General features: G+C 71.8%; 19 protein-coding genes. 8 read left to right on the top strand and 11 right to left on the bottom strand.

Annotated elements, in window-relative coordinates; all coding sequences use genetic code 11:
- Positions 1-45 precede the first annotated feature (45 nt).
- Complete coding sequence (locus ACFQ87_RS20305) at positions 46-765, bottom strand: prepilin peptidase (RefSeq protein ID WP_380612160.1); 720 nt, start codon at positions 763-765, stop codon at positions 46-48.
- Between the two features lie 243 nt (positions 766-1,008).
- On the opposite strand from ACFQ87_RS20305, the gene ACFQ87_RS20300 reads away from it, so the two are divergent.
- Positions 1,009-2,223 (top strand): pyridoxal phosphate-dependent aminotransferase, encoded by a 1,215-nt coding sequence (locus ACFQ87_RS20300; RefSeq protein WP_380612159.1) that lies wholly within the window; start codon positions 1,009-1,011, stop codon positions 2,221-2,223.
- A 157-nt stretch (positions 2,224-2,380) separates the two neighbouring features.
- On the opposite strand, the gene ACFQ87_RS20295 is transcribed toward ACFQ87_RS20300, so the two are convergent.
- Complete coding sequence (locus tag ACFQ87_RS20295) at positions 2,381-4,222, bottom strand: phosphoenolpyruvate carboxykinase (GTP) (protein WP_380612158.1); 1,842 nt, start codon at positions 4,220-4,222, stop codon at positions 2,381-2,383.
- Positions 4,223-4,507: 285 nt separating this feature from the next.
- Between ACFQ87_RS20295 and ACFQ87_RS20290 the strand changes: the two genes are divergently transcribed.
- On the top strand, positions 4,508-5,200 hold the full coding sequence (locus ACFQ87_RS20290; protein ID WP_380612157.1) for a hemolysin III family protein: 693 nt from the start codon (positions 4,508-4,510) through the stop codon (positions 5,198-5,200).
- Here the strand turns inward: ACFQ87_RS20290 and ACFQ87_RS20285 are convergent.
- Positions 5,171-5,707, bottom strand: coding sequence for a hypothetical protein (locus ACFQ87_RS20285; RefSeq protein WP_380612156.1), 537 nt, complete (start codon positions 5,705-5,707; stop codon positions 5,171-5,173). The two genes, ACFQ87_RS20290 and ACFQ87_RS20285, sit on opposite strands and share 30 nt — an antisense overlap.
- A gap of 289 nt (positions 5,708-5,996) precedes the next feature.
- On the opposite strand from ACFQ87_RS20285, the gene ACFQ87_RS20280 reads away from it, so the two are divergent.
- Together ACFQ87_RS20280 and ACFQ87_RS20275 are read left to right on the top strand one after the other, a co-directional pair.
- Positions 5,997-7,595: an MFS transporter gene (locus ACFQ87_RS20280; protein ID WP_380612155.1), complete on the top strand. Its 1,599-nt coding sequence runs from the start codon at positions 5,997-5,999 to the stop codon at positions 7,593-7,595.
- An 8-nt stretch (positions 7,596-7,603) separates the two neighbouring features.
- Positions 7,604-8,260 (top strand): TetR family transcriptional regulator, encoded by a 657-nt coding sequence (locus tag ACFQ87_RS20275; protein WP_380612154.1) that lies wholly within the window; start codon positions 7,604-7,606, stop codon positions 8,258-8,260.
- Between the two features lie 88 nt (positions 8,261-8,348).
- Here the strand turns inward: ACFQ87_RS20275 and ACFQ87_RS20270 are convergent, their stop codons facing one another.
- Together ACFQ87_RS20270 and ACFQ87_RS20265 are read right to left on the bottom strand one after the other, a co-directional pair.
- Positions 8,349-9,197 (bottom strand): hypothetical protein, encoded by an 849-nt coding sequence (locus ACFQ87_RS20270; protein WP_380612153.1) that lies wholly within the window; start codon positions 9,195-9,197, stop codon positions 8,349-8,351.
- Positions 9,198-9,206: 9 nt separating this feature from the next.
- On the bottom strand, positions 9,207-9,863 hold the full coding sequence (locus ACFQ87_RS20265; RefSeq protein ID WP_380612152.1) for a papain-like cysteine protease family protein: 657 nt from the start codon (positions 9,861-9,863) through the stop codon (positions 9,207-9,209).
- Between the two features lie 261 nt (positions 9,864-10,124).
- Here ACFQ87_RS20265 and ACFQ87_RS20260 point away from each other — a divergent pair, with 261 nt between their 5' ends.
- Positions 10,125-11,057, top strand: a complete 933-nt coding sequence (locus ACFQ87_RS20260) for a hypothetical protein (protein WP_380612205.1) — start codon at positions 10,125-10,127, stop codon at positions 11,055-11,057.
- A 9-nt stretch (positions 11,058-11,066) separates the two neighbouring features.
- Here ACFQ87_RS20260 and ACFQ87_RS20255 read toward each other — a convergent pair whose 3' ends face one another.
- Together ACFQ87_RS20255 and ACFQ87_RS20250 are read right to left on the bottom strand one after the other, a co-directional pair.
- The gene (locus ACFQ87_RS20255; RefSeq protein ID WP_380612151.1) at positions 11,067-11,654 is read right to left on the bottom strand and encodes a hypothetical protein; all 588 of its coding nucleotides are present in this window, start codon (positions 11,652-11,654) and stop codon (positions 11,067-11,069) included.
- Between the two features lie 29 nt (positions 11,655-11,683).
- Complete coding sequence (locus tag ACFQ87_RS20250) at positions 11,684-13,360, bottom strand: alpha/beta hydrolase (RefSeq protein ID WP_380612150.1); 1,677 nt, start codon at positions 13,358-13,360, stop codon at positions 11,684-11,686.
- 88 nt (positions 13,361-13,448) lie between these two features.
- Here ACFQ87_RS20250 and ACFQ87_RS20245 point away from each other — a divergent pair, with 88 nt between their 5' ends.
- On the top strand, positions 13,449-13,883 hold the full coding sequence (locus tag ACFQ87_RS20245) for a hypothetical protein (protein WP_380612149.1): 435 nt from the start codon (positions 13,449-13,451) through the stop codon (positions 13,881-13,883).
- Here the strand turns inward: ACFQ87_RS20245 and ACFQ87_RS20240 are convergent.
- The 4 genes from ACFQ87_RS20240 to mca form a co-directional block, all read right to left on the bottom strand.
- Complete coding sequence (locus ACFQ87_RS20240; RefSeq protein WP_380612148.1) at positions 13,820-14,683, bottom strand: GNAT family N-acetyltransferase; 864 nt, start codon at positions 14,681-14,683, stop codon at positions 13,820-13,822. The two genes, ACFQ87_RS20245 and ACFQ87_RS20240, sit on opposite strands and share 64 nt — an antisense overlap.
- A gap of 69 nt (positions 14,684-14,752) precedes the next feature.
- Positions 14,753-16,795 (bottom strand): thioredoxin domain-containing protein, encoded by a 2,043-nt coding sequence (locus tag ACFQ87_RS20235; RefSeq protein ID WP_380612147.1) that lies wholly within the window; start codon positions 16,793-16,795, stop codon positions 14,753-14,755.
- 167 nt (positions 16,796-16,962) lie between these two features.
- Positions 16,963-17,154: a hypothetical protein gene (locus ACFQ87_RS20230; protein ID WP_380612146.1), complete on the bottom strand. Its 192-nt coding sequence runs from the start codon at positions 17,152-17,154 to the stop codon at positions 16,963-16,965.
- A 48-nt stretch (positions 17,155-17,202) separates the two neighbouring features.
- Positions 17,203-18,108: a mycothiol conjugate amidase Mca gene (gene mca / locus ACFQ87_RS20225; protein WP_380612145.1), complete on the bottom strand. Its 906-nt coding sequence runs from the start codon at positions 18,106-18,108 to the stop codon at positions 17,203-17,205.
- Between the two features lie 239 nt (positions 18,109-18,347).
- Between mca and ACFQ87_RS20220 the strand changes: the two genes are divergently transcribed.
- Complete coding sequence (locus tag ACFQ87_RS20220; protein ID WP_380612144.1) at positions 18,348-18,761, top strand: DUF4307 domain-containing protein; 414 nt, start codon at positions 18,348-18,350, stop codon at positions 18,759-18,761.
- 275 nt (positions 18,762-19,036) lie between these two features.
- Entirely contained in the window at positions 19,037-19,537 is a 501-nt protein-coding gene (greA, locus tag ACFQ87_RS20215; RefSeq protein WP_380612143.1) for a transcription elongation factor GreA, read from the top strand.
- The last annotated feature ends 122 nt before the right edge of the window (positions 19,538-19,659 follow it).

Here is a 19,659-nt window from a genome sequence, read left to right as displayed (position 1 = left end):
GGCCCCGTCCGCCATCAGGCCGGTACCGCCGTCCCACCAGGACCGCTATCTCGCCAGCACCGCGACGAGGGCGCCGAGCAGCAGGAACGGTCCCACCGGGACGTCGAGCCCGCGCACCGTTCGACGGCGGGCCAGCGCGGCGGCGGCCCGCAGGGTGGCCCAGAGCCCGGCGAGCACCACCGCGACGACCAGCCCGCCGAGCGCGACCCACCAGCCGTACCAGCCGAGCAGCCCGCCCAGGGTGAACCCGAGCGGGGAGTCACCGTGGCCCAACCCACCCGCCCAGACGGCGAGTTCGAGCAGTGCCCCGACGGTCAGCGCGACCAGCAGGCAGCGCAGCAGCACCCCGGGGCGCCCCTCGACCAGGGCCGCCGTCGCCAACAGCACGGCCACCCCGGCGAGCAGCGCCAGGTTCAGCCGGTGCGGCAGTCGGTGCACCCGCCCGTCCACGAAGCCGAGCGCCACGCCGAGCGCGCCCGCCCAGCCCAGGGCCATCGCCTGCGGGCCGTCCGCCGCGTACGCCACCGCGACCGCGACCGCCGCCGCGACCGCCTCCACGACCCCGGCACCGGCGCCCAGCCGGCCCCGGCAGCCCGGGCAGCGCCCGGTCGGCGGCAGCAGCCGCACCGCTCGCCCGCACAACGGGCAGACCCCGCACCAGGGTTCGCCCTCCGGCACGGCGAAGTAGGCGATCAGCCCGCGCAGCGGCGGGGCCGCCAGGAGACCGACCAGCACCGCCGCGACCACGACCGGTACCACCGGCACACCCCCTCCTCGATCCGACGCACCGGCCACATCCTCCCCCGTCCGGGGTGTGCCGTCCGTCTCGTTCCGAACAGGATCGAGCCCACCTTCCTCGCATACGTGAGCATTCCGGACATTCGACCACCGGTTTGGAAGGCGGCCGGACGCCCCTGCCTGTCGATCCAAGGGGGCTACTCCGGACGTTCTCACCCGTCCTCGGGACACCCGGCACGGGGCCCCGGCATGCCCCTAAAGTAAGCAGTCATGCAGGTCATCCAGTCCACGAAGCTCGCCAATGTCTGTTACGACATCCGCGGCCCGGTGCTCGACGAGGCGATGCGGCTGGAGGAACAGGGCCACCGCATCCTCAAGCTCAACACCGGCAACCCGGCCACCTTCGGCTTCGAGGCGCCCCCGGAGATCCTCCAGGACATCCTGCGCAACCTCTCCAACGCGCACGGGTACGGCGATTCCAAGGGCCTGCTCTCGGCCCGCCGCGCGGTGGTCATGCACTACGAGGACCGCGGCCTGCACGGGCTCTCGGTGGACGACGTCTTCCTCGGCAACGGCGTCTCCGAGCTGATCCAGCTGGCCATGACCGCGCTGCTGGACGACGGCGACGAGGTGCTCGTCCCGGCGCCGGACTACCCGCTGTGGACCGCCTCGGTCTCGCTGGCCGGCGGTACCGCCGTGCACTACCGCTGCGACGAGCAGGCCGAGTGGTACCCGGACCTCGCCGACATCGAGGCCAAGGTCACCGACCGGACCCGGGCCATCGTGGTGATCAACCCGAACAACCCGACCGGCGCGGTCTACCCGCGCGAGGTGCTGGAGGGCATCGTCGAGATCGCCCGCCGGCACCAGCTGGTGGTCTACGCGGACGAGATCTACGACAAGATCCTCTACGACGACGCCGAGCACGTCCCGCTGGCCACCCTGGCCCCGGACCTCTTCTGCGTCACCTTCAACGGGCTGTCCAAGGCCTACCGGGTCGCGGGCTTCCGCTCCGGCTGGATGGTGCTCTCCGGCGACCGCAACCGCGCCCACAGCTACGTCGAGGGCCTGACCGTACTGGCCTCGATGCGGCTGTGCGCCAACATGCCCGCCCAGCACGCGGTGGCCGCCGCGCTCGGCGGCCGGCAGTCGATCCGCGACCTGGTGCTGCCCGGCGGCCGGCTGCTGGCCTCCCGCGACGCCGCGTACGAGCTGCTGAACCAGATCCCGGGCGTCAGCTGCGTCAAGCCCAAGGGCGCGCTGTACGCCTTCCCCCGGCTGGACCCGAAGGTCTACAAGATCAAGGACGACGCCCAGATGGTGCTGGACCTGCTGCGCTCCCAGCGGATCCTGCTGGTCCAGGGCACCGGCTTCAACTGGCCCGAGCCGGACCACTTCCGGCTGGTCACGCTGCCCCGGGCGGAGGAGATCACCGACGCGGTGACCAGGATCGGGGACTTCCTCAGCGGCTACACCCAGCCGTAGGCCCCACGGCCGGGGAAAAACACTACGGCCGGAGTCCCGGCCCGGGCGGTCTCCTTGGTCGGGGAAAGACCGCCCGGCGGAACTCCGGCCGTCCTGTCACTCGGCGGGCGCGCGGTTCGTGCCGCGCGCCCACCTCTCGCTCGGTTGAGGCTCAGGCTCAGCCGAGGCGCGCGACCAGGCTCCGGTACTCGTCCCACAGCTCCTTCGGGGTGTGGTCGCCGAACAGCTCCAGGTGGGCCGGCACCAGCGCGGCCTCCTGGCGCCAGATGTCGGCGTCCACGGTGAAGAGCAGGTCGAGGTCCTCCTCGGACAGCTTCAGGTCACCGAGGTCGAAGCCGTCGACCGTCGGCAGCACGCCGATCGGGGTCTCGACGCCCTCGGCCGTGCCCTCCAGCCGCTCGACGATCCACTTGAGCACGCGGCTGTTCTCGCCGTAGCCGGGCCAGACGAACTTGCCCTCGGCGTTCTTGCGGAACCAGTTCACGTAGTAGATCTTCGGCAGCTTGGCGGCGTCCGCCTGGGCGCCGACCTTCAGCCAGTGGGCGAAGTAGTCGCCCATGTTGTAGCCGCAGAACGGCAGCATCGCGAACGGGTCGCGGCGCAGCTCGCCGACGGTGCCCTCGGCGGCGGCGGTCTTCTCGGAGGCGATGTTGGCGCCGAGGAAGACGCCGTGCTGCCAGTCGAAGGACTCGGTCACCAGCGGGACGGCGGTGGCGCGGCGGCCGCCGAACAGGATCGCCGAGATCGGCACGCCCGCCTGGTCCTCCCACTCCGGGGCGATGGTCGGGCACTGGGCGGCCGGGACGGCGAAGCGGGCGTTCGGGTGGGCGGCGGGGGTGCCGGACTCGGGGGTCCAGTCGTTGCCGCGCCAGTCGATCAGGTGCGCCGGGGGCTCCTCGGTCAGGCCCTCCCACCACACGTCGCCGTCGTCGGTGAGGGCGACGTTGGTGAAGACGGTGTTGCCCCAGAGGGTGTCGATGGCGTTGGCGTTGGTGTCCACGCCGGTGCCGGGGGCGACGCCGAAGAAGCCGGCCTCGGGGTTGATGGCGTACAGGCGGCCGTCCTCGCCGAAGCGCATCCAGGCGATGTCGTCGCCGATCGTCTCGACCTTCCAGCCCGGGACGGTCGGCTGGAGCATGGCCAGGTTGGTCTTGCCGCAGGCCGACGGGAAGGCGGCCGCGACGTACTTCGGCTCCGCCTCGCCCGTGGAGCCGGCCGGCGGGGTGAGCTTCAGGATCAGCATGTGCTCGGCCAGCCAGCCCTCGTCGCGGGCCATGGTCGAGGCGATGCGCAGCGCGTAGCACTTCTTGCCGAGCAGGGCGTTGCCGCCGTAGCCGGAGCCGAAGGACCAGATCTCCTTGGTCTCCGGGAAGTGCGAGATGTACTTGGTGCTGTTGCACGGCCACGGCACGTCCGCCTGGCCCTCGGTCAGCGGGGCGCCGACGGTGTGCACGGCCTTGACGAAGTCCCCGTCCTCGCCGAGCTGGTCGAGCACGGCCTGACCCATGCGGGTCATCACGCGCATCGACACCGCGACGTAGGCCGAGTCGGTGATCTCGACGCCGTACGCGGCCAGCGGGGAGCCGACCGGGCCCATCGAGAAGGGCACGACGTACATCGTGCGGCCCTTCATCGCACCGCGGAACAGGCCCTGCTCGCCCTGGAAGACCTCACGCATCTCGGCGGGGGCCTTCCAGTGGTTGGTCGGCCCGGCGTCCTTCTCCTGCTCGGAGCAGATGAAGGTGCGGTCCTCCACACGCGCCACGTCGGACGGGTCCGAGGCGGCGTAGTAGGAGTTGGGGCGCTTCTCCTCGTTGAGCTTCTTGAAGGTGCCCTGAGCCACCAGCAGGTCCGCGAGGCGCTGGTACTCCTCGTCGGAGCCGTCGCACCACTCGATGCGGGCCGGCTGGGTGAGCTCGGCGATCTCGCTCACCCAAGCGAGCAGCTGCTTGTGGCGGGTGGGCGCGGATGCGCTGAGAGCAGAGATCTCGTACGACACGATCGCTCCGTTTCACGCCGACTCGGCGAGGAGGCGGCGTTGCGGGGGTCTGAGGGTGTTTGCAGCGTAGCCCCGGCCTTCGGGCCTGAATGCGGCGCAGCGGCGAAATTGACGCATCTTTTACTACAGTAAGTACGATTACCGGCCAGTAGCAGGTCGTTCACACCCGGGCCGGAGTGCGCGGCGCCACACTCCAAATACTCCAAAACGTCTAAGAGTGATGATCGCCACTTCATTACGCGCCAGTAACCTACGGATGCGTAGGTAGCGGGTAGCATGCTGCGCATGACTGCTGCCGCGCTCGCCGAGCGCCTCCCGGAGGGCCCTGACGAGAACAGGGAGGGCAAGCCGAAGTGGCGCGGCTGGCTGCACGCCGGGATGTTCCCCGCCACGGTCGCCGCCGGGATCGTGCTGATCTGCCTGGCCGGCTCCACACCCGCCAAGATCGCCTGCGCGATCTACTCGGTCAGCGCCTGGATGCTGTTCGGAGTCAGCGCGGTCTACCACCGCTTCAACTGGGGCCCGCGCGGGGACGCCGTCCTCCGCCGGCTGGACCACGCGAACATCTTCCTGATCATCGCGGGCACCTACACGCCGTTCACGATCCTGCTGCTCAAGGGCAACAGCCAGCAGGTGCTGCTCTGGGCGGTCTGGGGCGGGGCGCTCGCCGGGGTCGCCTTCCGGGTGTTCTGGGTCGGCGCGCCGCGCTGGCTGTACACGCCGGTGTACATAGCGCTGGGCTGGGCCGCCGCGTTCTTCCTGCCGGACTTCCTGCGCACCGGCGGGGTCGCCGTCCTGGTGCTGATGATCGTCGGCGGGGTGCTCTACAGCATCGGCGGCGTGGTGTACGGGCTCAAGCGGCCCGACCCCTCACCGCGCTGGTTCGGCTTCCACGAGGTGTTCCACGCCTTCACCCTCGGAGCCTTCATCGTGCAGTACGTCGGCGTCTCACTGGTGGCGTACAGCACGGCCGGCTGAACCCGGCGCGTTCCGACGGGCGGTCGCACGGTCCACGGACCGGGCGGCCGCCCGTTCCGCCGTCCAGGGCCGCTCGTACGGGGCCCGGCCCTGCGGGCGGTGCGGGTACGGCGACTGGTCGGCGGCGCCGGACTCCGGCTGCCGGGACTGCGCGGGCTCGACCGACTGCGGCGCGGACTCCCGGCGCGCGGCGCGGGCGGCCTTCGCGCCCCGCCCGCGCGCCTCCCGCGCGTCCAGCGCCTCGCGCGCCCGGCGGCAGCGCTCGCAGTGCGCCGCGTCCGGGGTGCCGCGCCGCGGGCGGTGTCCGGCCGGGGAGGCCTGCTGGTGCAGGGCGCGCCAGCGGCTCGCGACGTACACCATGAGCAGCAGCACCTCGGCCCCGGCGACCCCGAGGACCAGCGCAGCGCCGTTGATCAGATAGGCCGCGACCACGGCCAGCGCGGAGCCCACCACCACGGCCGCGCCCCACACCTGGGCACTCGCCTGCCTGTCGTCACTGTCGGCCACTTCGGCTTCCCCTTTCCCGGCGCCGGGCTCGTGGTCGGCTCCTGCCGCCCCACCCCTTCTCCGCTTCTCGGCACGCCTCGGTCAGCACTGACCGATTGCCACATGATATCTACCGACAGTCACCCGGTGCCGCCTCCGGGCGGCGAACGACAGATCAACGTTGCGTCAATTCCTTGTGCGGAAGCAGCACTTCCAGGACACGTCACTCACCGCGCCCATACGACTACCTGACTGCGGTGCGGAATCATGTTGACGGTCGACCTCTTTTGAGAGTTACTGTCATTTGAAAGTGACTCCCCTTCTGATGGCTCTGGAGGTCACCGTGCCCGCCGCTCCGCCCGCTTCCGCCACCACCGCCGGGGTCGCCGACCCCCGCCGCTGGCTCGCCCTGGTCGCCGTCGCCCTCAGCGTCCTGGTGATCAGCTTCGACATGACGATCCTCAACGTCGCCCTGCCCACCCTGGCCTCGCAGTTACAGGCCGGCACCGGGCAGCAGCAGTGGATCGTCGACGCCTACACCGTGGTGTTCGCCGCCGCGATGCTCCCGGCCGGACTGCTCGGCGACAGGTACGGCCGCCGCCGCGCCCTCACCACCGGCCTCGCCCTGTTCGCACTCGCCTCCGTCGTCGGCATGCTCGCCGACTCCCCCGGCGCCCTGACCGCCGCCCGCGCCGGAATGGGACTGGCCGGCGCACTCGTCATGCCGATGTCGATGGCGGTCATCCCCGGGCTCTTCCCCGCCGCCGAACAGCGCCGGGCCACCGCCGTCCTGGCCGCCTCGCTCGCCGCCGGCGCCCCGCTCGGACCGCTCATCGGCGGCTTCCTGCTGCAGCACTTCTGGTGGGGCTCGGTCTTCGCGATCAACGTCCCGCTGACCGCGATCGGCATCGTCGCCTGCGTCCTGCTGCTGCCCGAGAGCCGCAACCCCGCCGCGCCCCGGATGGACCTGCCCGGCGCCGCGCTCGCCGCCGCCGGACTGAGCACGCTCACCTACGGCATCATCCAGGGCGCCGACGCCGGCTGGGGCGACCCCGTAGTGGTCACCACCCTGGTCGGCGCGGTGTTCCTGCTCACCGCGCTGGTGCTGCGCAGCCGCCGCCGGCGCGACCCGATGCTCGACCTCGCCCTGCTCGCCGACCGCACCTTCCGCTGGTCCGCCGTCGCGGCGACCCTGATCTCGCTCGTCCTGTTCGGCGCCTTCTTCGTGCTGCCCCTCTACTTCCAGAGCGTGCTCGGCACGGACGCCCTCGGCTCCGGACTGCGGCTGATGCCGATGATGCTCGGCCTGCTGGTCGCCGCCAGGCTCACCGACCGGCTGGTCAGCCGGATCGGCGCCCGTACCGTGATCACCCTCGGCCTGGCCCTGCTCGGCGGCGCGCTGCTGTTCGGCAGCCGGACCGGCCCCACCGACGGGTACGGACGGGCAGCGGTCTGGCTCACCGTCCTGGGCCTCGGCATGGGCCTGTCGCTGATCACCGCCCAGGCCTCCGCCCTGGTCACCCTGCCGCCCGCCAAGGCCGGGGTCGGCTCCGGACTGCTCCAGACCCTGCGGCAGGTCGGCGGCGCGATCGGCATCGCCGCCTTCGGAAGCCTGCTCACCGGGGCCTACCGGGGCGCGCTGGACACCGGTGGACTGCCGGCCGAGGCCGCGCACCGGGCCGGGAAGTCGGTGGTCGCCGCCGACGCCGTCGCCCGGGCCTCCGGACATCCTTCGCTCAGCGTCTCCGCGCACGCGGCGTACGTGCACGGGATGACGGTGGTGCTGCTGGTCTCCGGGCTGGTCGCGGTGGTCTCAGCGGTGCTGGTCGCGGCCCGGATGCCTGCCGACGGGGATGCCGACGCGGCCACGGACGCGCCCGAACACGTCGCCGCCGGAGATCGCCGATAATCGTCGCCATGACTCCCAAGCAGCCGACCGCGGCCCTCCCGGACGCCCCGACCAACCCGGTCCAGGCCCTGTTGGAGGCGCCGCTGTCGCTGCGCGAGCGCAAGAAGCTGAAGACCCGGCAGACCATCCGGCGCGAGGCCTACCGGCTGATCTCCGAGCAGGGCTACGAGAACACCACGGTTGAGCAGATCGCCGCCGCCGCCGAGATCTCGCCGTCCACCTTCTTCCGCTACTTCGCCACCAAGGAGGATCTCGTCCTCTCCGACGAGTACGACCCGGCGATGGTCTCCGCCCTGCTGGCCCGCCCCGCCGAAGAGCCCTTCCTCACCTCCTGCCGGGAGGCGATCATCGACCTGATCCGGGCCCTGCTCCAGCACGAACGCCAGGAGCTGCTGACCCGGATGCGGCTGGTCACCGAGGTCCCCGCGCTGCGCGCCGGACTCGACCGCTCCGGCAACAGCCCGCGGGACCTCTACCTCTCCGTCCTCACCCGGCGGGCCGGCGTCGAGGAACCCACCTACGACATGCGGGTCACGGCCGCCGCCATCGGCGCCGCCACCACCGAGGCCGTGCTGCAGTGGGCCGCGGCCGACGGCCGGGAGGACATCGCGGACCTGGTCGACCACACCTTCGCGCTGCTCGGGAGCGGCTTCGCGGGGGTGTGAGGTGTGAGCCCTGCGCCGGGGTGTGAGGAGTCGACCCCGCCCGGGGAAGGGGCGGAGCCCGGCCCGACCGGCCGGACCCCGCCCGGTGTCAGCGGCCGCTCCGCCTCCGCCGCAGCACGGCGCCCGCGCCCACCAGCGCGGTGGCGCCCAGCGCCGCGGCCGCCGTCACGGCCGACAGCTCCGAGCCGCTGCCCGCCGCCTCCCGCCGCGACGCGGCGTCCACCCGGTAGCCGCCGCCCTCGCCCGCCCGGTCGTACGCCGAACCGGGCAGCTTGTCCCCGTACCGCTGGTGCACCAGCTGCTGGTACGCGGCCAACGACACCCCGCCCGCGCCCACCGAGCGCGTCGCCTCCTCGTCCAGCGGCAGCACCCGGCCGTCGCGCAGCACGTACCAGGCGTTGACCTGCGGCTCGCGGAAGGCCGTGCCACCGCCGCTGTTCGCCGCCTTCGCCGCGTAGTCGCTCTCGTCGCCGCCGGAGGCGATGTTGACCACCCGCCAGGCGTCGCCCTGACGGGCCGTCCAGACCGAGGCGGTCTGCCCGTCCGCCGCGACCACCTTGCTCGCCGTATACGCGGCCTTCGCCACCGGCGCGCCCGGGGTGCCGGCCACGAAACCGGCGTCCAGGGTGTAGACCGCCACGGTGTCCCCGGCCAGCCGGGGCGCGGAATCGCTCGCCGCCCTCGCCTCCTCGGCGGCGCCGATGGTCAGCTGCCGGGTCGGCGGGACGCCCTTACGAGCGAAGAAGTGGCCCACCTTGTCCAGCACCGCGGGGTCCTGGACCGCGCCGCGCGCCCGGGCCAGGTCGACGGCGGGCACCGGTTCGGGGGCGTCGTCCCTCGGGGTGTCGGCCTGCGCGGCCGGGGCCGGCGCCAGCGCGAGGCCGGCGGCGAACAGGGCGGTGACGGCGGCCCGACGGGCCTTGCTGAGCTCGGTCATGGTCGCCCCTCACGCGCCGATCCGGTACAGGGAGTGGGTCCACGAGAACGTGTCATTGTTCACGTAGTACCAGTAATCCGCCCAGTTGTAGCGGTAGTTGGACGGCCACGGGTCGCCCCAGTAGACCCAGTTGTTGCCGGTGTCGTAGCCGTACAGGACGTGCATGTGCCCGCCGCCCGAACTCCACTGGATCCGGGTCTCGATCGGCCGGTTGGCGTCCACCTCCGACTGCACCGTGCTGTAGCGCAGGTAGCCGGTGACGTACGAGCCAGGGGTGATGCCCACCCAGTCCAGCCCGTTCTGCACATCGGCCAGCGTGGCCTGGCTGTTGGGGCAGCTGGAGTCGATCGAGCGGCCGAACGCGGCGTTGCAGAACTGGTTCTGGCTGTAGCTGTAGCCGAACCAGGTGGCGATGGTGTTCCCGCTCGCCGCCCAGCACCAGTTGGTCTGCTGTTGCTGCTGCATGGAGATGTTGAGCTTCTTGAACGTGCCGGCCAGATCGGCCGTGCTGCCGGGCTCGGCCGCCCGGCGGACCTGCGACGGAGCCCGGTCCTGAGTGGGGGCGGCGGCCGCGGGGGTGCTCACCGCGGCGGTCAGTGCCGGGCCCAGCACGCCGAGGGCGAGCAGGGAGACCGCGCGGCGCAGTCGTATCCGTGGAACTGGCATGGGGGTGGTGCCTCCTTGCGAGCGGAGCGAAGTGCAGTGTGGGGGCGCGGTCCGGATCGCGCCATGAGCATCGGGCCGTTGTCCGAGGCTGGTCAACGGGGTTCGCTCCGGCCCGAGTTCAGGTGTGAACGGGCCTGCTCGGCTGTGAACACCGCCCGGGAAACCGCAGCGCCACCTGCCCGGACCGGTGACAAAGCGGCGTACAGATGTGAATATTCACGGTCAAAACCCGGTTCCGCGACCGCCCCTCAGGAGGCCGAAATCCATCGGAGCGACCCCGCCGACCTCGCCGCCGCCCTGCGCACCGGCCCCTTCCACCTCGCCCTGCGCACCGCCATCGCCGCCCGCGGCCTCGCCCTCCACCGCATCCGCCGCCACCTCGAACTACGCGGCGTCCACGTCGGAGTCACCAGCCTCAGCTACTGGCAGCAGGGCCGCCGCCGCCCGGAACGCCCCGAATCACTGCGCGCCATCGCCGCCCTGGAAGAAGTCCTCGACCTGCCCGACCACTCCCTCACCCGACTGCTCGGTCCCCGCCGCGCGACCGTCCCCGCCCCGACCGGGCCGCCCGTACGCCCGTACCGCGACCTGATCTCCCCACCCACCGCCGTCGACGACCTGCTCACCACCCTGGCCAGCCCCCGCGACACCGGCCTGCACACCATCACCCACATCGAACGCATCCGCATCGGCCCCGACCGCCAACTCGCCCGCCGCGACTCCCAACACGTCCTACGCGCCCACCGCGACGGCATCGACCGCTACCTCGCCCTCTACCAAGGCGACCCCGGCAGCGACATCACCCGCGTCGGCGTCCGCGCCGAGGAGAACTGCCGCCCCGGCCGCATCCGCCGCGACCAAGCCCACCACCTGCTCGCCACCGAACTCCTCCTCGACCGCCGCCTACGCGCCGGCGACACCCACCTGCTCGGCTACGGCTTCGACGACGCGCCCTCCCCGGAGCCCAGCTGCGAATACGTCCGCGGCTTCAACTCCGGCGCCGGCCAGTACGTCCTCCAGGTCACCTTCCACCCCGCCGCGTTACCCGTGCGCTGCCACCGCTTCGCGCTGCACTCCCCGGGCGAAGCACCGTACGAGACGGAGGAGCTGACGCTCGACGGGCACCGGTGCGTGCACCTGGTGGCGACGGCGGTGCGGCCGTGCATCCTGGGGATCAGGTGGGACTGGGAGTGACGGGCGCGGTCAGTGCGACCAGTACGGGTCGTCGACGTCGGGGGCAAGCTCGTGCCCGGTCGGCCGCTCGCCGATCGGAGGGGCACCGTAGTCCTTCTCGGGCTGGTAGCGCACCGAGAAGGCCTCCGCGATCAGGTCCACCACCACGGTCGAGTCGGCCGAGGAACTGGCCACCGACAGCGTGAACAGGGTGTCGCCGCGCCCGGAGCAGTGCAATTCGGTGTAGTGCGTCGCCAGGCTGCCTACGGTGGTGTCGGACTGCCGACAATCGCCGCCCCAAAGCAGCGTCATCCGGTTCAGCAGCACCGAAACTTTCGCGGGGGCCACCTTCGTCCGAACCGAGACCACTTCCCTGACCCCGGACAGCAGACTCGGCTCACCGTCGGCGTGCTCCGGCCCGCGGTCCACGGCGTAGAACCCGCCGAAGTACACCAATGGCGGGGCGATCGCCCCCATGGCCGCCTGCAAGGTGTCGTCGAGCTGCGCCTTCGCCCCACCCGGGCTCAGTCGGGTGTTGTCCCGGTCCTTCAGAGCCATCGGACCGTAGCCGTTGTAGAACAGCCCTACCCCGGCGGCCAGCACGACCACCGCCGCCACGAAACAGCCCAGCGCACGTCGTGGCCGCTTCACCCGCGTCGGCCCTGCAGTTTGACGCCTCCGCTGCCGGTGACGACGGCCGCAATGTTGTCCAGTGAGGGCCCGCCGCGCCCGTTCAGGTACTTGGTGTGCGCGTCGATGGGGTTGCCACGGCTCCAGTCGTCGACGGTGAAGCGGTTCGCGCCGAAGTGCTTGCTCGACGGGTCCCGCCCGTACCAGCGCTCGTCCGGGTCGAGGCTGAACTTCGACGGGGCGTGCGTCACGACGTCGTTGTCGGCGGCACCGACCCAGACGTGACCGGAGGGCAACTTGAGGTCGGAGGCCCTGTCCACGCCGACGCCCGGGCTGCCGATGAAGACCACGTCGTCCGGGGGCGCGTAGTGCGACCCCGGCTGGGTGGCGAGCTTGGTGGCCTGGCCGACCAGGTACGAACCGTAGCTGTGCCCGACCGAGGTGATGTGCGGAGGCTGGGTGCCTTCGTGGCTCGCCCTCACACCGCTCAGGAACTTCGCGTAGGCCGGGGCGCCGTCCTTGCCCGCCTTCGTCGACGCGGCCCCAAGGTCCATCCCCGGCGAGTCGTACCCGAGCCAGACGATGGAGGCGACGGAGTGGCCGTCCGGTGCCTTGCTGCTCGCGGCGCGGTAGAGGTTCAGCGCGTTCTCCGCTTCGTTGGTACCGTCGTTCTCCCCCGGCCCGAGGCTTGCCATCGTGGTGGTGATCCCCGGCACGTAGGCGGAGATGTCGGTGGCGGTGTCCGGGTTTCCGTACGAGAGGACCGCCCGGCCCTGTCCCTCACTGTCGAGACCGAGCAGGTAGACCGGCGGGTCACCCTTGCTGTCCGAGAGGCGCACGTCGATGGGCCCGTAGAGGGCGAGGACCGACTTCTCATTGGACTCCAGCGGCCGGCCCGGCTTCTGCTTGGCCCTGATAGGCCCCATCAGGTCCTCCAGGTGCTTGCGGTTCACCTGGTCCCGCACCTCCGCCGGAATGCCGTCGAGGTTGCCGAGCACCTCCGGGTGGTGGCTGAGGCACCACTGCTGGCCCCGCGGCCCGAGCCCCTTCCACCAGGAGTTGACCTCCGTCGGACTGGCGTCCTTGTCCGGGGTGAATTTCTTCCACCACGGGTTGGCCGCGTCGGCCCAGGTCTCCATGTACGCGTCGGCCTCGGCCGTCTTCTCGTCCAGGCCCGACTTGTCCTTGGCATGGCCCGCGTACCGGTTGAGCGCGTCGGTCAGGCTGGTGTCGGCCTCGGTGGCGTCGGACAGCGCCTTGCCGATCTGCTTGCTGATCTCGTCGGCGGCCGCCTTCTGCTTGGCCTGCCAGTCGGTGGCCTGGTACGGGTTGGTCGACGCCGGCCAGCTCACCGCACCGGTGTCGCTGACCGTGAAGCCCTTCGTCTGCGCGTCGGACAGTGCCTGGGTGAGCCTGCCCTGGGCGAGCGTCATGGTGTCGGCGCAGTCGCGGATGTCCTTGCCGATGCAACTGAGTTCGGTCATCGCCGAGCGCATCTTGGTGGTGAGACCGTCCAGCACGGGAATCGCGGCGTCGGCCGACGGGCCGGTCCACTGGGAGCCGTGGACCCGGTCCGTGGTTCCGCTCGTCCAGTCGTTGACGTGCTGGTGGAACGCCTTGCACAGCGCGTCGTACGCGTCCGCCGCCGTGTAGAGGTCCGCCGGTTTGGCGTTCCGCAGGCTCGCGATATCCATCCCCAGGCCCCCTGTGCGCTCTGCGTCCACCGCGACACTCACAGCTACCATAACGTCCGCAACCGACACGGACAGCAGGGGGGATTCGGTGGGGCAGGATCCGGGATTCACGGTCAAGCCGGGCGAGTTGACCGCCGCCGGGAACAACGCGGTGACGGCGGCCGGAAAGCTCCCCGAGGAGACCGCGAAGCTGGCGGAGCCGAGCAGCAAGGCGGCCGGGAGCCTGGCCGGTTGGCAGAGCGGGGCGGCGCTGCAGGGGTGCGGCACCGCCTGGAAGACGCTGCTGGACGGGCTCTCCAATGACATGAAGTCGGCCGGGGGCAACCTCATCAGCTGCGCGCAGACGTACCTGAACGCCGACCACCTGCCGCCGCCCACCGCGACGGCGGCCTCCGATCCCTTTGGCACGAAGGTGGTCGGCGTGACCGGTGGACACCTGACCGAGGACGCGCAACTCCCCTACCGCGCCTCGAAGTCCAGCACCATGGCGTCCTCCACCGCCCGGTACCCGATCTGCTGGTAGATGGAGTTGCTGGTCGGGTTGGACAGGTCCGTGTACAGCAGCACCTCCTCCGCCCCCAGCCCGAGCACGTGTGCGGACGCGGCCGCCGTGACGGCGCTGGCGTAGCCCCGGCCGCGGCGGTCGGCGGGGGTGTAGACCGGGCCGATGCGGGACATGCCGGCGAGGATCGGGCTGGTGCCGGCGACGGAGACGGGTTGGCCGTCGTCCTCCCAGAGGTGGAGGCCGCCGTTCGCGATCTTCTCGTCGACCGCCTTGGGCACGTCGGGGAGGCGGACCTTGGCCTCGGACAGGAACTCGCAGTGCCAGCGGATCACCAGCTCGCGGTCGGCCGGTTCGGCGAGCCGGTGGCGGCCGGCCGGCGGGCGCGGCGGGTCGGTCAACTCGTCGAGGCGGTAGAGGCGTTCGCTGACCCTGACGGACTGACCAGTGCCGGTGGCCGCCGTCCAGGCCTCGCCGAAGGCGCGGACGGCGTCGGCTCCGCCGCCGATCCCGGTCACTTCGGTGAACCCGCTTCCGGCGGCGGCCAGCCGCACCGCCAGCTCGGCGGCCGCAGCCGACGGCATGAAGGAGAGCCGGGGCGGGAAGGGCGGCGTCTGCAGGAAGGCGCCCTCGACGGGGCCGCCTTCCTCGCCGCGCCACCATCCGAAGACCGGCGGGCGTTCCCCGAACACGTCGAGTCCGGCCTCGGCCAGTCGGTGGGCGATGGTGAGCAGGACGGTGTTCTCGGCCGGGCGGGCGGCCAGGAACTCACCGGCCTGCTCACGGAAGTCGTCGAGCGAAGTGCTGAGGGTCCAGGTCATGGCCCATGCTCGCCCCGGTCGGCCCTTTCCCGCCAACGATTATCCGCCCGCCAACCGCGCCGACCGGGTCTACTCGACCGCCGTCCCGAGCCGCTCTCCCAGCACCGCCGGATCCGTGGTCGGCGCCTCGCAGGCGAAGTGCCGGCACACGTACGCGGCGGGCGCCCCGCCGACCAGCGGCCGGTCCGCGAGCAGCGGGACGTCGGTGTCCCCGGGTTCCCCCACCGCGACGACGGCGCCCGGCGCCGTCCCGAGCAGCGCGGCCCGCCGCAGCGCCGCGGTGGCCGGATCCCCGGCGGGGCCGACGACGGCGATCTCGCGCGGCCCGTCCAGCAGGGCTTCGGCGACGGCCAGGCCCCAGCCGATGAACCGGGGGGCCCGCCCGGCCAGCGCGCCGACGATGCCGAGGGCGCGTTCGGCGGCGGTGCGGTGCCGGTCGGAGCCGGTGTACGCGGCGTAGGTCAGCAGGGCGCCGGCGGCGGCGGTCCAGCCGGAGGGGGTGGCGTTGTCGGTCGGGTCCTGCGGGCGGCGGATGAGTTCCTCGGCGTCGTCGGCGGTGTCGTACAGCGCGCCGGAGGTCTCGTCGGTGAAGTGCTTGAGCACGGTGTCGAGCAGCCCGCCGGCCAGCTGCAGCCAGGAGGTCTCGCCGGTGACGGCGTACAGCGCGAGGAAGCCCTCGGCGGTGTCGGCGTAGTCCTCCAGGACGCCCGCGTTGGCGCCGGCCCGGCCGTCCCGGGAGGTGCGCAGCAGTCGCCCGTCGGGGGTGAGGTGGACGGCGAGCAGCAGGTCGGCGGCGCGTTCGGCGGCGTCGACGAGGTCGGGACGCTCCAGCAGGGCGCCGGTCTCGGCGAGCGCGGCGATGGCGAGGCCGTTCCAGGCGGCGACCACCTTGTCGTCGCGGGCCGGGGCGGGGCGGGCGGCCCGGGCCTCGGACATCCGGGCGCGGATCGTCTCGTACTCGGTGAAGTCCTCGGGGTCGGCGAGGAGTTGGAGCACGGAGGTGCCGTGCTCGAAGGTGCCGTCGGCGGTGACGGTGAACAGCCGGGCGGCGGTGGCGGCGTCGGCGGGGCCGAGCAGGTCGACCAACTGGCCGGGCTCCCACACGTAGTAGACGCCCTCGGCGGTGGCGCCGGTCTCCTCGTCCAGGCTGTCGGCGTCCAGCGCGGAGGCGAACGCACCTTCGGGGGTGCGGAGTTCACGCAGCAGGAAGTCGGCGGTGGAGAGCGCGACCCGGCGGGCGAGTGCGGAGCCGGTGACCCGCCACAGGTGCAGGTAGGTGCGCAGCAGCAGGGCGTTGTCGTACAACATCTTCTCGAAGTGCGGCACCACCCAGCCGGCGTCCACCGCGTACCGGGCGAAGCCGCCGCCGAGCTGGTCGTGGATGCCGCCGCGGGCCATCGCCTCCGCGGTGCGGACGGCCATCTCCAGTGCCGCCGTCGAGCCGGTCCGGGCGTGGTGGCGGAGCAGGAACTCGATCACCATGGCCGGCGGGAACTTGGGCGCCCCGCCGAAGCCGCCGCGGTTCTGGTCGAACTCCCGGCTGAGGGCGACCAGCGCCTGGTGCAGGTCGGCTTCGCCCGGCGGGTGGTGGGCGCCGGCCGAGTAGACGGCGGCCCGCTCGGCCAGGTCGGCGCGGATCCGCCCGGCGACCTCGCCGACCTCCTGCCGCCGGTCCCGCCAGGCGGCGTCCACGCCTTCCAGCACCTGCCGGAAGGACGGCATCCCGTGCCGGGGCTCGGGCGGGAAGTACGTGCCGAAGTAGAACGGCTCCTTCTCGGGCGTGAGGAACACCGTCATGGGCCAGCCACCCTGCCCGGTCGCCGCCTGGACGGCCTCCATGTACACGGCGTCGACGTCGGGCCGCTCCTCCCGGTCCACCTTGACCGCGACGAACCGCTCGTTCAGGTATCCGGCGAGCCCGGCGTCCTCGAAGCTCTCATGGGCCATCACATGGCACCAGTGGCAGGCGGCGTAGCCGACGGACAGCAGCACGGGCACGCCGCGCCGCTCCGCCTCCGCGAAGGCCTCGGGGCCCCAGGGCCACCAGTCGACCGGGTTCTCGGCGTGCTGCAGCAGGTAGGGCGAGGTCGCGTCCGCGAGACGGTTCGGCATGCCCCCATCCTCCCGCATCGGGGCCCTGACGCGTGTCAGCCGGGACACGCGTCAGTCCGGGCCCCGCTCGCGCCGATCCCACCGCCGGCTACCCACCGCCGGGCGCCGGACACCCGCTACCGGATGCCCGCCGGACCGGCCTCGCCGAAGCCGGTCCGCGGCGGGGGTCACTCCTTGGGAGCCTCCGGCTCCTCCACGAAGTCGACCTTCTTGAACTGCCGGTTCATCGACTTGGCCAGGAACCACGTCGCCACGCCGAGCGCGGCGAAGACGACGAAGCCGAGGAGACCGGGGGTGACCTTGGCGTCGTCGACGGCGAGGTCAGCGGCGAAGTGGACGAGGTTCACGGGGGCACTCATATCTCTATGGTGGCCCGGCTCACGGCGAGCCGGGCCGTCGGGGGTGGGTCAGTCGCGCGTGTCGGCGGCCTCGGCCACCAGGGTGGGGGTGCGCAGGCCGGCGAACAGGTCGTCCTCCGGCAGGTCCACATCGATCAGGGTACGGGCGAGCTCGTAGTCCTCGGTGGGCCAGACCTCGCGCTGGACCTCCAGCGGGACGCGGAACCACGGCCCGTCCGGGTCGATCTGGGTGGCGTGGGCGATCAGCGCGCGGTCGCGGGTCTCGAACCAGTCGTCGCAGCGCACCCGCGTGGTGATCTCGCGCTCCTTGCGGCCGCTCTTCTCCCAGCCCGCGATCCACTCGCCGTACGGGGAGTCGAGGCCGTGCTCGGTGAGGTACTGGTGCAGCGCGCGGATGCGGCCCATCGGGAAGCCGTGGTTGTAGTACAGCTTCAGCGGCTGCCAGGGCTCGCCGGCCTCGGGGTACGCGTCCGGGTCCCCGGCTGCGTCGAAGGCCACCATGGTGATCTTGTGGGTCATGATGTGGTCCGGGTGCGGGTAGCCGCCGTTCTCGTCGTAGGTCGTGATGACCTGCGGCTTGAACTCGCGGATCAGCCGGACCAGCGGCTCGGCCGCCTCCTTGACGTCCTCCAGGGCGAAGCAGCCCTCGGGCAGCGGGGGCAGTGGGTCCCCCTCCGGCAGGCCGGAGTCGACGAAGCCCAGCCAGGCCTGCCTGATGCCCAGGATCGCCCGCGCCTCGTCCATCTCCTTGCGCCGGACCTCGTGGATGTTCTCCTCGATGTACGGGTCCCCCTGGAGCTTGGGGTTGAGAACCGACCCGCGCTCGCCCCCCGTGCAGGTGGCCACGAGCACGTCCACGCCCTGCTCGACGTACATGGCCATGGTGGCCGCGCCCTTACTGGACTCGTCGTCCGGGTGGGCGTGCACCGCCATCAGTCGCAACTGCTCAGTCAACGCCTTGCGTTCCTTCCACATGTTCGGGCGTTCCGCGAAGTCCGGTCTGCCCACCGTACGAACCGCTCACTTCGGGACCGCGTCACCGCAAGGCCGGCCACCGGCCGGTGGTCGGCCCTGCCGAGCCCCGCCCCCGCCGGACCGGCCGCGGGCGTGTCCCTCCTATAGTGACGGACTGGAGGAGCGTCGCATTCCCCCGCACCGCCCGCGCGACCCCTCCCCGGAAAGGACGTAGTCCGATGACTGCACAGAGCACCGACGCCCAGCTGCCCGAGGGACGCTACGGCCGGAGCGGCAACAGCGAGTCGGACCGCCGCCTGAAGGTGGTCGGCGCGGTCTGCGGCGTGCTCGCCCTGGGCGTGATCGCCTGGCTGGGCGGCTCGTACGTGCTGCGCGAGTCGAAGATCAACGGCTCGGTGCCGACCTTCCAGGTGCTCTCCGACTCCGAGGTCCAGCTGCGCCTGACCGTGAGCAAGAGCGACGGGACGGCGGGCACCTGTACGGTCCGCTCGCAGAGCGACGACCACGCGGTGGTCGGGGTGGCGGACTTCCCCGTCCCGGCGGCCGGGTCGAGCTACGACGCCACCGTCACCCTGCGCACCACGGCCCGCGGCACCACCGCCGAGCTGCTGGGCTGCACTCCGGCGAAGTAGGCGGAACGGCACGCGGACGCATATTCGTTCTGGAGAACGGGCATCCGTAGGAAGTCCCGTACCCCGTTCCTGTACACCGTGGCGTAACACCGTCGTCAATGACCCACTAACGTCTCTCCCGCTTGTCGGCAGGACTTGTTAGGCTCGTGGTTTCGCCCCTTCCGCACCGGATGGTACGGGAGCGGGCGTTGCTTTGTAGTTACGACCGATATCACCGACAACCCTGCTGACGACTCACACCCTCAGCACAGCCCCAGCACCTACGAGGAGCACCCGTGACCCAGACCAGCGAGAACGTGACCTGGCTCACTCAGGCCGGCTACGACCAGCTCAAGGCCGAGCTGGATCATCTGACCGGGACCTGGCGCATCGAGATCGCCCAGAAGATCGAGGCGGCGCGCGAGGAGGGCGACCTCAAGGAGAACGCCGGCTACCACGCGGCGAAGGAGGAGCAGGGCAAGACCGAGCTTCGCATCCGCCAGCTGACCCAGCTGCTGGAGCGCGCCAAGGTCGGCGAGGCCCCGGCCGACTCGGGTGTGGTGGCCCCGGGCATGGTCGTCACGGTCGCCTTCGACGGCGACGAGGACGACCTGATGGAGTTCCTGCTCGCCTCCCGCGAGGTCGCGGGCTCCGACGACCGGGACGTCTACTCGCCGCAGTCCCCGCTGGGCCGCGCGATCGACGGCAAGAAGATCGGCGACGAGGCCACCTACGAGCTGCCGAACGGCAAGCCGGCCATGGTGAAGATCGTCAAGGTCGTGCCGCACGCCGGCTGATCCGGCCCCTGAACACCGCCGAGGGCGGGGGGGGGGGGGGAAGGGGAGAGGGGGGGGAGGGGGGAGAGGAGGGAAAGAGGGGGGGGGGGGGGAGGAGAAGGGGAAAAAAAGAAGAGGGGGAC

The sequence above is a fragment of the Kitasatospora sp. NPDC056531 genome (assembly GCF_042794375.1).
Taxonomy (GTDB): Bacteria; Actinomycetota; Actinomycetes; order Streptomycetales; family Streptomycetaceae; genus Kitasatospora.
The sequence above is the reverse complement of the archived record's forward strand: the minus strand, read 5'-3'. Positions and strand labels throughout refer to the sequence as shown.